1 protein-coding gene is annotated in these 846 nt (G+C 45.9%); it reads right to left on the bottom strand.

What is annotated here, in order from left to right:
- The coding region (locus R7E78_RS25515) for an HAD family hydrolase (protein ID WP_318058527.1) at positions 1-714 on the bottom strand (714 nt) is incomplete at its 3' end.
- Between the last annotated feature and the right edge of the window lie 132 nt (positions 715-846).

Genomic DNA, 846 nt, shown 5'->3' with positions numbered 1-846 from the left:
TTTATCATCGAGCGTTAACAGTTCGCCCAACTTCATCACTTTAGGCTGACCATCATTAAAGCTGTATTCGTATTTCAACGCACTGCCGATGATTTGTTCTTCAGGAATGTTGTAAGCCTCTGGCGCCCACACGCGCATAAAGTCCACGCCACCACCCGAAACAATGTAGGTTTTGAAGTTGTTCTCTTGCAGGTACGTAAGCATTTCGCGCATCGGCTTAAAGGTGAGAGCGTTATAGGCTTTACCAAAGCGCTTGTCTTTCGCCGCCGCAAGCCATTGCTCAACGGATTGTTGGTATTCTTCAACGGTCATGCCGCTGTGGGTGACTTTCATGATTTGGAGTAGCGATTCTTTACCGCCAGCAAAGACTTTCTCTAAGTCGTTTTCAATGACGGATTTAAAAGGTTCCTGCGTTTTCCATTCTGGATGCGTTTTCGCAAGGGCTTTGACTTGATCTAACGCGAATGCAATTTGGAAATAAATCGGCTTTTCTGACCAAAGTGTACCGTCGTTGTCGAACACGGCAATGCGGTCAGAAACGGGGATAAATGCTGCCTTTGAACTGTCGGTAGATTGCTCGACAAAATTCACAATGGCGGTTTTGCTGTCGCTGTCTTTCCAAGAAGGGAGCAGGTTGGCATCGCAATCTTTCGCGAGGCTGGAAAAAGATAAGCTAGTTAAGACGGCAAGAGTACAGAGATGGATTTTGTTCATTATTTACCTCGATTGATTTCACTAGGTTGTGATCCCTAAAAAGGGCAATGAGGGCGGATAACCTTAAACGACCACTTACACGTTGTACTCATGTCATTTTCTCGCCCACGCGTTAGCGTTGAAAATTCGCCT

It is taken from the genome of Vibrio sp. YT-19(2023) (assembly GCF_033337395.1).
Note: the sequence above shows the minus strand (reverse complement) of the source record. Positions and strands in the feature narration are given on the sequence as shown.